Here is an 11,444-nt window from a genome sequence, read left to right as displayed (position 1 = left end):
TTCGGCTGCTCGATGACCTGCTGCAGAGGCAGCAGAATTAGAAACCTTCTGGTCAGAGCGCTACATGTTGCGCGTGTGCAAGGTGGGTATCTGACTGTAACCCATCTCTCTAAACAAGATTGTCGGTGAAGAAGCTCCAGTAGTGCGTGTAGAGCGCGATGGCGGTGATGTCGGCGATGCCGGTCGTCGACCAGTTGAGGAAGTACATCCAGCCGGCGACGTAGGCGCCCTTCTCACCGAGGAACTCGCGTGAGTAGGAGACGAAGGAACCGGACGAGGGCCGGTGCAGCACCAGTTCGCCGAGTGCCTTGACGACGAAGAACGCGAACAGACCGCAGACGGCGTAGGCGAGGGCGAGCGCGGGCCCCGCGGAGGCGAGGCGCCCGCCGGCGCCCAGGAAGAGCCCGGTACCGATCGCCCCGCCGATGGCGATCATGTTGATGTGACGTGCTTTGAGGTCCTTGCTGTAGCCGGTGTCACCGGCGTCCGCGACCGCCCCGTTCGGGGGCGGCGGTGCGACCTGGCCGCCCCCGCCGGGTTGCGACGGTGTGGCGTCCTGGACGACGTCGTTGCTCACAGTTGGTCCAACTCACTCAGGGATGGGCTTTGCCGGGCCGACGGCCGCCGTGATCACGGCTGCGGACCGAAGCGTCACCTAACCCCCGAGGACCCGGTCATGCGGTGAGGCACACCACACCAGGAGCCTTCTCACACATGATCTTCGTACAACCCGTCGATGATCTGCCGGTAACGGGACCGGACGACCCGCCGCCGCAGCTTGAGCGAGGGGGTCAGCTCACCGGTCAGCGGCGTCCACTCGTCCTCCAGCAGGCGGTAGCGCTTGATCTGTTCGGTGCGGTTGAGGCGGGCGTTGGCGGCGGCCACGGCACGGTCGACCTCGGCGCGTACGGCGGGGTGCGCCGCCAGTCCGCCGGGCGAGCCGGGCGGTAGGTCGATCCCGTTGCGTGCCGCCCAGGCCCCGGCCGTCTCACTGTCCAGGACGAGCAGGGCGACCAGGTAGGAGCGGCCGTCCCCGTGCACCAGGGCCTGGCCGACGAGCGGGTGCTCCTTGAGGGCGTTCTCGACCAGCGCCGGGGAGACGTTCTTGCCCGTGGAGGTGACGATCATCTCCTTCTTGCGGTCGGTCAGCCACAGGAAGCCGTCCTCGTCGATACGGCCGATGTCGCCGGTGGCGAACCAGCCGTCCGCGTCGGTGCCGGGCTCGACCGAGCCGTCGGGGCGCAGATACCCGGCGAACAGGGTGGTGCCGCGCACCAGGATCTCGCCGTCCTCGGCGGTACGGATCCCGGTGCCCTCCAGCGGGCGTCCGACGGAGCCGAGGCGGAAGGCGGCGGGGCCGTTGAGGGTGAGTGCTCCGGTGGTCTCCGTCAGCCCCCAGGCGTCCATGATCACGATGCCGAGGCCCGCCCAGAAGTCGAGTACGTCCGGCGGCATCGGGGCCGAGGCGCTGGCCGTCCAGACCAGCCGGTCGAAGCCCACGGGCGCGAGCAAGGGCCGCAGAACCTCGCTGTGGGCCTCCTCGTACGCCGCGGCCAGTCGCGGGTCGGGCTCGGTGCCGCGCTCCCGGCAGCGCACCAGGGCGCGGGCCACCTTCGACGCCTCGGCCACGGCGGTCCTGCGCGCAGCGGGCAGCGACTCCAGCATGGTGCGCACGGCGGCGGCCAGCTTCTCCCACACTCGGGGCACCCCGAAGAACTCGGCGGGGCGCAGTTCTCGCACGAGCGCGGCGACCTCGGCGGGGTCGGGGCACAGGTGGACGTGCGAGGCGCGCAGGACCGGCAGGTAGATGCCCAGCATCCGCTCGGCGATGTGAGCGAGGGGCAGGTAGCAGATGTGGTCGGCGTGGTCGGGCAGTTCGGCGATCCCGTCGAGCGCGATGCCGTTGAGGACGACGTTGCGGTGGCTGATGACCACGCCTTTGGGGTCGCCGGTGGTGCCGGAGGTGTAGACGACGGTCACCGGGTCCTCGGCGCGCAACCGGCGCCAGGTGCCCTCGAAGTCGGCGGGCGTGTACGGGCGCGGCAGGGACCGCCACCCGGTGTGCGGTCCCACGGCGTCGTCGTCGGCCACCACGAGCTGCCGGATCCGGCCGGGGACCTCCCCGGCGGGGGCCAGCAGCGGCTCCCAGCGAGCTCGTTCGTCCGCTCCCCCGACGACGGCGAGACGGGCCCTGGAGTGCCGGACGACATGGGCGATCTGCTCGGGCGCGGCAGTGCCGTAGACGGAGACGGGGACGGCGCCGAGATGGACGAGGGCCAGGTCGGTCAGCCAGTGCTCGGGGCGGTTGTCCATCATCAGCAGCACATGTTCGCCCCGGGCGACGCCCAGCGCCGCGAGCCCGGCGGCCAGTTCGGCGATCCGGTGGCGGGCCTGGGCCCAGGTGAGGGTGGTGCGCCCGGTGCCGGGGCTGGTGCCGGTGCTGGAGTACCAGGAGAGCGCCGGGCGGTCGCCGTGGTCCTGGGCGTTGCGCAGCAGCAGGTCCGGAACGGTCAGCTCGGAGGCGTCCTTGGGCAGTCGCAGGATCGTGGTCATGGCGCCTCCGCACGAGAAGGTGGGCCGGAGAGGTGATGCCGTGCTGCCGCCGCCGAGGGGTCGGGCGGCTCCGAAAGTTTCACAGGAGTGGTGAGACAGCAATACTGTTGAACATGATCGGTACGGACGGCACCCCCGTGGTGCCGCGGTGAGAGGGGCGCGGCAGATGGAGCGACAGGACGGCGTGGGCGAGCCCACCGACCAGCTCACCGTCGACCAGCTCGCGGCCCGCGCGGGCGTGACCGTGCGTACGGTCCGTTTCTACAGCACCCGCGGCCTGCTGCCGCCACCCACGATCGGCCCCCGCCGTGTCGGCCGGTACGGTCCCGAGCATCTCTCCCGGCTGGCGCTCATCGAGGAACTGCAGAACCAGGGCATGACGCTGGCCGCCATCGAACGCTATCTGCAGCGGCTCCCCGACGACATCAGCGCCCACGACCTGGCCATCCACCGCGCGGTCGTCGCCTCCTGGATGCCGGACACCGTGGACGAGACGACGCGCGCCCAGCTCGAGGGCCGCGTCGGGCGGGAGCTGACCGACGACGACATCGAACGGCTGGCGGCGATGAGCGTCCTGGCCCGCACGAAGGACCCGGACGTCTTCCGCGTGGACCCGGCGCTGGTGCAGCTCGGGGTGCGGCTGCTGGACGTCCCCATCTCGCAGGAGGCGATCCTCGCGGCGCGCGAGGTGATGATGGAGCACACCCGCTCGGCGGCCCGTGAGCTGAGCCGGCTGTTCAAGCGCGAGGTGTGGGACCCGTACCGGGAAGTGGAGTCGGACCCGGAGCGGCTGGAGCGGATGAAGTCGCTCTCCGCCCATATGCAACCGATGGTGGTGCAGGCCCTGGTGACGACGTTCCAGCGCTCCATGAAGGAGGAGCTGCGGGCCGTCTTCCCGCTGGAGCGCGCGCCGCGGACGGGATCGCCGGAATGACCCCGCGGGGAGGGACCCCGCGCCCCTCCCCCAGCCTCCGGCCGGGAGGTACCCCCAGGGGCGCGGGGAACCGCGCGAGCGGCCACCAAGCGTCGGCAGCCCACGAACGCCGGCCAGAGGTACTCCGACCCCCGGTTCAGAAGCCGTGGACCCTTCAGTCGCTGAAGGTCTCACCCCTGGCGGCCTTCTCCGCCAGCAGCGAAGGCACCGCGAACCGCTCCCCGTAGCGCTCCTCCAACTGGCGGGCGCGGGCCACGAACCCTGACAGCCCGCCCTCGTAGCCGTTGATGTACTGGATCACGCCACCCGTCCAGGCGGGAAAGCCGATGCCCATGATGGAGCCGATGTTGGCATCGGCGACGGTGGTGAGCACGCCTTCCTCGAACAGCCGGACGGTGTCCAGCGCCTCGGAGAAGAGCATCCGCTCCTTCATGTCCTCGAACGGGACGTCACCGCCCGCGCCCTCCCCGGTGAAGTGCTCGCGCAGGCCCGGCCACAGCCCGAGGCGCTTGCCGTCCTCGTCGTAGTCGTAGAAGCCCGCACCGCCGCCGCGCCCGGTGCGGCCGAACTCGTCCACCATCCGGTCCAGTACGGCGTCGGCCGGGTGCGCGGGCAGTTCCTTGCCCTCCGCGCGCAGGGCCTGCCGTGTCTCGTCGCGGATCTCGCGCGGCAGGGTGAGGGTGAGCTCGTCCATCAGGGAGAGGACCTTCGCGGGGTAGCCGGCCTGCGCCGCGGCCTGCTCCACGGTGGCAGGGTCGACGCCTTCGGCCAGCAGGGCGACGCCCTCGTTGATGAAGTGGCCGATGACACGCGAGGTGAAGAAGCCGCGCGAGTCGTTGACGACGATGGGCGTCTTGCGGATCTGGCGTACGAGATCGAACGCGCGGGCCAGCGCCTCGTCCCCGGTCCGCCGGCCCTTGATGATCTCGACCAGCGGCATCTTGTCGACGGGTGAGAAGAAGTGCAGCCCGATGAAGTCGTCCTGCCGCTCGACGCCTTCGGCGAGCGCGGTGATCGGCAACGTGGAGGTGTTCGAGCACAGCAGTGCGTCCGGGGCGACCAGATGCTGGATCTCCTGGAAGACCTTGTGCTTGAGCGCGGGGTCCTCGAACACCGCCTCGATCACGGCGTCGCAGCCCGCCACCGCCTGCGGGTCGGCGGTGGGGACGATCCGGGCCAGCAGCGCTTCCCGCTCGGCCTCGGTCGACCTGCCCCGGGAGAGCGCCTTGTCCAGCAACCCGGCCGAGTACGCCTTGCCCTTCTCGGCCGCCTCCTGAGAGACGTCCTTGAGCACGACCTCGATACCCGCCTTGGCGCAGGAGTAGGCGATACCGGCACCCATCATGCCCGCGCCCAGCACCGCCACCTTGGTGACCTTGCGCTCGGCGATGCCCTCCGGCCTGCTGCGGCCCGCGTTGACGGCCTGCAGGTCGAAGAAGAAGGCCTGGATCATATTGGTGGAGATCTGCCCGCAGGCCAGCTCGACGAAGTAGCGGGCCTCGATCACCTGCGCGGTCTCGAAGTCCACCTGGGCACCCTCGACGGCGGCGGCCAGGATGTTGCGCTGCGCCGGATAGGGGGCGCCGGCCGTCTGCTTCTTGAGGTTGGCGGGGAAGGCGGGCAGGTTCTCCGCGAACTTGGGGTGGGCGGGCGTGCCCCCGGGGATCTTGTACCCCTTGACGTCCCAGGGCTGCTGGGAGGTGGGATTGGCCTCGATGAAGGCACGGGCCGCCGCCAGCATCTCCTCGGGCGTCCGTACGACCTCGTGCACCAGGCCGATCTCCTTGGCCTTTCCCGGGCGGTACTGCTGCCCCTGGAGCAGCACGTTGAGCAGCGCGTCGGTGATGCCGAGCAGCCGCACCGTGCGGGTGACGCCGCCACCGGCCGGGAGCAGGCCCAGTGTGGCCTCCGGGCAGCCGATCTTGGAGCCCTGGGCGTCGAGCGCCACCCGGTGATGGCAGGCGAGTGCGATCTCCAGCCCGCCGCCCAGCGCTGCACCGTTGATCGCCGCCACGACCGGCACCCCGAGGGTCTCGATCCGGCGCAGATCGCGCTTGATCCGCATTCCGTTGTCGAAGACCTCCTGGGCGTTCTCCGGCCGCGCCCGGATGAGCAGTCGCAGGTCTCCGCCCGCGAAGAAGGTCTTCTTGGCGGAGGTCATGACGACCCCTCGCACGCTCTCCCGCTCGGCCTCCAGCCGGTCGGCGACGGCGGTGAGGGAGGTCTGGAAGGCGGCGTTCATGGTGTTCGCGGACTGGTCCGGATCGTCGAAGGTCAGCGTGACGATCCCGTCGCTGTCCTGGTCCCAGCGGATGGTCGAGGAGGCGGTGGGTTCAGACATGGGTGATCTCCAGGGTGAAAGCCGGTTCGGGCGGGGCAGGGAGGCGGTCGCGGCGGGCGCGGGCGGCTACAGCCGCTCCACGACGGTGGCGACGCCCATGCCGCCCCCCACGCACAGCGTGACCAGCCCGTAGCGCTGGTCCGTCCGCTCCAACTCGTCGACGCACGTACCGAGCAGCATCGCGCCGGTGGCCCCCAGCGGATGCCCCATGGCGATGGCGCCGCCGTTGACGTTCACCTTCTCCAGGGGCAGCCCCATGTCCTTGGCGAACCTCAGCACCACGGCCGCGAAGGCCTCGTTCATCTCCGCGACGGCGATGTCCTCCACCGTCAGCCCGGCCTTGGCGAGGGCCTTGCGGCAGGCCGGGGCCGGGCCCGTCAGCATGATGGTCGGATCGGCGCCCGAGACGGCTGCGGAGACGATCCGCGCCCGGGGGCGCAGCCCGTACCGTTTGCCGACCTCCTCGCTGCCGATGGCCACGAGCGCCGAACCGTCCACGATGCCCGAGGAGTTGCCCGCGTGGTGGACGTGGTCGATCTTCTCCACCCAGTGGTACTTCTGCAGCGCGACGGCGTCGAAGCCGCCCATCTCCCCGATGGTGGCGAACGACGGCTTGAGGCCCGCGAGGGTCTCGGCGGTGGTGCCGGGGCGGATGTGCTCGTCGTGGTCGAGCACGGTGAGCCCGTTGCGGTCCCGCACGGGCACCACGGAGCGCTCGAACCGGCCCTCCTTCCACGCCTGCGCGGCCAGCTCCTGCGAGCGCGCCGCGTACTCGTCCACGTCGCGGCGGCTGAAGCCCTCCAGTGTGGCGATGAGGTCGGCGCCGATGCCCTGGGGGACGAAGCCGGTCTCGAAGCTGGTCATCGGGTCGTTGAACCAGGCGCCGCCGTCCGAGCCCATCTTCACCCGCGACATGGACTCCACGCCGCCCGCCAGCACAAGGTCCTCCCAGCCGGAGCGGACCTTGGCCGCGGCCAGGTTGACGGCTTCCAGACCGGAGGCGCAGAAGCGGTTCTCCTGGACTCCGGCGACGGTGTCGGGCAGTCCGGCCGCGATGGCGGCGATCTTGGCGATGTCCGAGCCCTGGTCCCCGACGGGGCTGACGACGCCGAGCACGATGTCGTCGATGGCCTGCGGCTCCAGGTCGGGCAGCCGGCGGCGCAGCTCGTCGATGAGGCCGACGACCAGATCGACGGGCTTGGTGCCGTGCAGGGCGCCGTTGGCCTTGCCGCGCCCGCGCGGGGTGCGGATGGCCTCGTACAGATACGCTTCTGAGCTCACGAGGGTGCCTTTCGTACGGGTGCGGAGGGGAACCGGGGGAGAGGGCGGCGCGGCGTCTCAGTTCGGCAGCGACGACTCAGTTCAGCAGCGACCTTCCGATGATCTCCTTCATGATCTCGGTGGTACCGCCGTAGATGGTCTGGATGCGGCCGTCGGTGAACGCCTTGGCGACCCGGTACTCGTTCATGTACCCGTAGCCGCCGTGCAGCTGCAGGCAGCGGTCGGCGGCGCGCTTTTGCAGCTCGGTCGCCCACCACTTGGCCATGGAGGCGTGCACCGCGTCCAGCTCGCCCTTGGCGTGGTCCTCGATGCAGCGGTCCAGGAAGGAGCGGGTGACGGCGCACTCGGTGGCCAGTTCGGCGATCTCGAAGCGGATGTGCTGGAGCTTGGCCAGCGGCCGGCCGAACGCGGTGCGCTCCTTGACGTACGCGGTGGTGAGCTCCAGCAGCTGCTCGGCGGCGGCGATCCCGGAGACGGCGATGGCCATCCGCTCCTGCGCGAGGTTGGTCATCAGATGCACGAAGGCGCCGTCGAGCTCACCGAGCAGATTCTCCTTGGGGAGGCGTACGTCGGTGAAGAACAGCTCGGCGGTGTCCTGCGCCTTCTGGCCGATCTTCTCGAGGTTGCGCCCGCGTTCGAAGCCGTCCATGCCCCGCTCGACCACCAGCAGGCTCATCCCGTGCGCACCGCCCTCGGGCCTGGTCCTGGCCACGACGACGACCAGGTCGGCCAGGATGCCGTTGGAGATGAACGTCTTCGAACCGTTCAGCACCCAGTGGTCGCCGTGGTCCTCGGCCGTGGTGCGGATCGCCTGCAGGTCGGAGCCGGCGCCGGGCTCGGTCATGGCGATGGCCGTGATGGTCTCGCCCGAACAGAAGCCCGGCAGCCAGCGCTGCTTCTGCTCTTCGGTCGCCAGCGAGGTGAGGTACGGGCCGACGATGTCGTTGTGCAGGCCGATCGCCAGGCCGGGAGCGCCGGCCCGGGTGAACTCCTCGGCGAGTACGGCGGCGTAGCGGAAGTCCGGCTCTCCCCCGCCGCCGTACTCCTCGGGCACGGCGAGCCCGAGGAGTCCCTGCCGCCCGGCCGCCCGCCACACCTCGCGGGAGACGACGCCGTCGTGCTCCCACTGCGCGTAGTACGGCTCCACCTCCTTGGCCAGGAAGGTGCGCACGGTCTGCCGGAACGCCTCATGGTCGTCGGTGAAGATCTGCCGCTTCAGCTGATGATTCCTCTGCTGGTTCGTCTGCTGCTTCATGACGTGGGGTGGTCTCCTTCGCGCGGGCGGGAGGCTGCTGGGCGTGGCCGGTCCGCCTCGGCCGGCCCCGCGGTCGCGGTCAGTGCCGGGGCGTCCCAGTCGCGGGCGACCTCGGCGGTGTGCGCGCCGGGCCGGGCCGGGCCGGAGACGACCCGGGTGGGTGTCACGGAGAACCGGGGAGCGGGCGCCGGCTGCGTGATGCCGCCGTGCTCCACATAGGTGCCGCGTGCCGCCAGCTGCGGATGGGAGGGCGCCTCGGTCAGCGAGAGCACCGGGGCCACGCAGGCGTCGGTGTCCTGGAAGACCGCTGTCCACTCCGCGCGCGTACGGGAGGCGAACCGGGCGGCGATCAGCTCCCGCAGCGCCTCCCACCCGGCGAGGTCGTCGCGCGGCGGCGCCTGGTCGGCGACGCCGAGCAGCCTGACGAACTCCGCGTAGAACGCGGGCTCCAGGGCGCCGACGGCCATGAAGCCGCCGTCGGAGGTGGCGTAGGTGCCGTAGAAGGGGCAGCCGCCGTCCAGCAGATTGGCGGCGCGCCGGTCCTGCCAGCGGCCCGCGGCGAGCAGACCGTGGATCATCGCCGTCAGATGGCTCGTACCGTCCACGATCGCCGCGTCGACGACCTGTCCGGCGCCCTGCGGACCGCGCGCGTGCTGCAGCGCCGCCAGCACGCCGATGACCAGGTAGAGGGAGCCTCCCGCGTAGTCGCCCAGCAGATTGGCGGGCGCGACGGGTGGGCCCTCGGCCGGTCCCGTCATCCCGAGGGCTCCGGTGACGGCGATGTAGCCGATGTCGTGCCCGGCCCGCTGCGCCAGCGGCCCGTCCTGGCCCCAGCCGGTCATCCGGCCGTAGACCAGGCGCGGGTTGCGGGCGAGGCAGACCTCGGGGCCGACTCCGAGGCGCTCGGCGACTTCGGGCCGGAATCCCTCGATGAGCACATCGGCGCGCTCGACGAGCGAGAGGGCCGCGGCGACTCCCGCCCGCTGTTTGAGGTCGAGGACCACGGAGCGCTTGTTGCGGTTGGTGACGTCGTACTCGGCCGGGACGGCGAGCGACCCGCCGCCGGGCCGGTCGACCCGGACGACATCGGCTCCGAGGTCCGCGAGCGTCATGGCGGCGAACGGCCCCGGACCTATCCCGGCGAGCTCCACGACACGCACCCCGGCCAGCGGGCCCCCGGCGGGGGCTCCGGCGTGTTCTTCCGCTGCTGCCATCGGGCCCCCAGCACTGTGACACAATTGATGTAACACCGGGGATGCTATGGACAGTGCCGCCGATCCACAAGCCCCCACGAGGGCTCCACGGGGGCTCCACGGCGTGGCCGCCACGGCTCCCCGGCGTGGCCCGAACCCCTCTCCGCGCCCCTCGAACGCCACGACCGAAAGCCGCCAGCACCCGGGCCACGGCCGACCGAGTCTGGGTGCATGAGCACGGACTACGAGATACGAGCGATTCCGGCGCGGACGCTGGAGGAACTGCGCACCCGCGACGACGCGGGCGCGCCACCGCGCCGGGTGCTGGACGAGGAGGGCGGCAACCCGCTGCGCTGCTGCCTGGAGCGGAGCAGGCCGGGCGAGACCCTCGCCCTGGTCTCGTACGCGCCGTTGCGGCGCTGGGCACGGGAGACCGGCACGGACCCGGGCGCGTACGACGAGGTGGGTCCGGTCTTCATCCACCCGCACGACTGCGGCGGCTGGGCGGGCGCCGCGGACGGCGGCTACCCGGAAGCGATGCGCGGCGAACGGCGCACCCTGCGCGCCTACTCCACCGACGGCCGCATCCTCGGCGGACTGCTGCTGGACGGGACGCGGGAGAACACGCCGACCGTCGAGGAAGGACTGGCCCAGCTGTACGCCGACCCGCTGGTGGCCGCGGTGCATGTCCGCGCGGTCGAGTTCGGCTGCTTCCACGCGGAGACGCGGAGGGTCGTGGCGGGATGAGCGCCTGCTGGTCGCGGTGAGCGCCCGCTGATCGCCCGGCGGGCGCGCCCGTCACCCGGGAGTGGGATGGACAGCCGTCGGCAGGCTGCGTAAAGTTGCGCGAAAGACAGAGATTTCACGCAGCTTTGCGCACCGGGCCGAGGGGCTCCGGTCGGAGGGGGTCCCACTCATGGGCGAGACGGCATACATGGAGCAGGAGTTGCGCAGCCAGCCGGAGACCTGGCGGGCCGCGGCGAAGATCGGCTCCGGTGACACCCCCCTCCCGGCGGCGGGCGCCCGGGTGGCCGTGGTCGGCTGCGGTACCTCCTGGTTCATGGCCCAGTCCTACGCGGCGCTGCGCGAGGGGGCCGGTCTGGGAGTGACGGACGCGTTCGCCGCGTCGGAAGCCTTCCTCGGCTCGGCCCGGGGATACGACGCGGTGGTCGCGATCACCCGCTCCGGCACCACCACGGAGGTGCTGCGCGTACTGGAGGCGGTTCGGGGCCGGATCCCCACCGTCACGGTGCTGGGCGACGCGGACACCCCGGCCACCTCGCTGTCGGACGAGACGGTCGCACTGCCCTTCGCCGACGAGAAGTCCGTGGTGCAGACCCGCTTCGCCACCTCCGCCCTCGCGCTGCTGCGCGCACACCTCGGCGAGGACCTGGCAGGCCCGGTGAGTGACGCGCAGGAGGCGCTGTCCTGCCCGCTGGAGCAGGAGTGGCTGGACGCAGAGCAGTTCTCCTTCCTCGGCACCGGCTGGACCTTCGGCCTGGCCAACGAGGCGGCGTTGAAGATGCGGGAGGCGTCCCAGAGCTGGACGGAGTCCTACCCGGCCATGGAGTACCGGCACGGGCCGATAGCCATCGCCGCCCCGGGGCGGGTCACCTGGCTCCTCGGCCAGGCACCGGAAGGGCTGGAGGCCGAAGTGACCGCGACCGGCGCCCGGTTCGTGTGCCATGCCAGGGACCCGCTCGCCGATCTGGTGCTGATCCACCGGGTCGCGCTGGAGCGGGCACGCGTCCGGGGCCTCGACCCGGACAACCCCCGCAGTCTCACCCGCTCGGTGATGCTGGACGGCTGACCGCGAGCGATGCGGGCGGCCCACCACGAGCCGCAGCCGCCCCCGTCCTGCCCTGCCGCCGTACCGGTCCGCCGCCG

The 11,444-nt window shown here is 71.4% G+C and carries 8 protein-coding genes and 1 pseudogene; 3 read left to right on the top strand and 6 right to left on the bottom strand.

Annotated features, from left to right (window positions below):
* Nucleotides 1-121: 121 nt before the first annotated feature.
* Nucleotides 122-577: pseudogene (locus tag KBY19_RS04030) on the bottom strand (amino acid permease); the annotation flags it as partial.
* 131 nt (nt 578-708) lie between these two features.
* A complete protein-coding gene (locus tag KBY19_RS04025; protein ID WP_210965167.1) occupies nt 709-2,553 on the bottom strand; it encodes a long-chain fatty acid--CoA ligase in 1,845 nt (614 codons plus the stop codon).
* Nucleotides 2,554-2,719: 166 nt separating this feature from the next.
* Here KBY19_RS04025 and KBY19_RS04020 point away from each other — a divergent pair, with 166 nt between their 5' ends.
* Nucleotides 2,720-3,487 carry a MerR family transcriptional regulator gene (locus KBY19_RS04020; protein WP_099885284.1) on the top strand — a complete coding sequence of 256 codons (768 nt, stop codon included), beginning with the start codon at nt 2,720-2,722 and terminating at the stop codon, nt 3,485-3,487.
* A 154-nt stretch (nt 3,488-3,641) separates the two neighbouring features.
* Here KBY19_RS04020 and KBY19_RS04015 read toward each other — a convergent pair whose 3' ends face one another.
* From KBY19_RS04015 to KBY19_RS04000, 4 genes are all read right to left on the bottom strand, one after another.
* Complete coding sequence (locus KBY19_RS04015) at nt 3,642-5,828, bottom strand: 3-hydroxyacyl-CoA dehydrogenase NAD-binding domain-containing protein (RefSeq protein ID WP_210965166.1); 2,187 nt, start codon at nt 5,826-5,828, stop codon at nt 3,642-3,644.
* 66 nt (nt 5,829-5,894) lie between these two features.
* Complete coding sequence (locus KBY19_RS04010; protein WP_099885282.1) at nt 5,895-7,109, bottom strand: acetyl-CoA C-acetyltransferase; 1,215 nt, start codon at nt 7,107-7,109, stop codon at nt 5,895-5,897.
* Nucleotides 7,110-7,185: 76 nt separating this feature from the next.
* Nucleotides 7,186-8,328, bottom strand: coding sequence for an acyl-CoA dehydrogenase family protein (locus tag KBY19_RS04005; RefSeq protein ID WP_099886909.1), 1,143 nt, complete (start codon nt 8,326-8,328; stop codon nt 7,186-7,188).
* Between the two features lie 32 nt (nt 8,329-8,360).
* Nucleotides 8,361-9,578, bottom strand: coding sequence for a CaiB/BaiF CoA-transferase family protein (locus KBY19_RS04000; RefSeq protein ID WP_210965165.1), 1,218 nt, complete (start codon nt 9,576-9,578; stop codon nt 8,361-8,363).
* 210 nt (nt 9,579-9,788) lie between these two features.
* Between KBY19_RS04000 and KBY19_RS03995 the strand changes: the two genes are divergently transcribed.
* Entirely contained in the window at nt 9,789-10,304 is a 516-nt protein-coding gene (locus tag KBY19_RS03995; protein ID WP_099885280.1) for a DUF1203 domain-containing protein, read from the top strand.
* A gap of 169 nt (nt 10,305-10,473) precedes the next feature.
* Entirely contained in the window at nt 10,474-11,367 is an 894-nt protein-coding gene (locus tag KBY19_RS03990; RefSeq protein ID WP_099885279.1) for an SIS domain-containing protein, read from the top strand.
* Nucleotides 11,368-11,444: the final 77 nt, after the last annotated feature.

It is taken from the genome of Streptomyces sp. B15, from assembly GCF_018070605.1.
In the GTDB taxonomy this organism is placed as follows: Bacteria; Actinomycetota; Actinomycetes; order Streptomycetales; family Streptomycetaceae; genus Streptomyces; species Streptomyces smyrnaeus.
This window is presented reverse-complemented; position numbering and strand designations above follow the sequence as displayed.

Bases quoted from the DNA above. Each gene is read 5' to 3' on its own strand.
- KBY19_RS04000 (WP_210965165.1), bottom strand. From the start codon at position 9,578: ATGGCAGCAGCGGAAGAACACGCCGGAGCCCCCGCCGGGGGCCCGCTG.
- KBY19_RS04020 (WP_099885284.1), top strand. From the start codon at position 2,720: ATGGAGCGACAGGACGGCGTGGGCGAGCCCACCGACCAGCTCACCGTC.
- KBY19_RS04015 (WP_210965166.1), bottom strand. From the start codon at position 5,828: ATGTCTGAACCCACCGCCTCCTCGACCATCCGCTGGGACCAGGACAGC.
- KBY19_RS03990 (WP_099885279.1), top strand. From the start codon at position 10,474: ATGGGCGAGACGGCATACATGGAGCAGGAGTTGCGCAGCCAGCCGGAG.
- KBY19_RS03995 (WP_099885280.1), top strand. From the start codon at position 9,789: ATGAGCACGGACTACGAGATACGAGCGATTCCGGCGCGGACGCTGGAG.
- KBY19_RS04025 (WP_210965167.1), bottom strand. From the start codon at position 2,553: ATGACCACGATCCTGCGACTGCCCAAGGACGCCTCCGAGCTGACCGTT.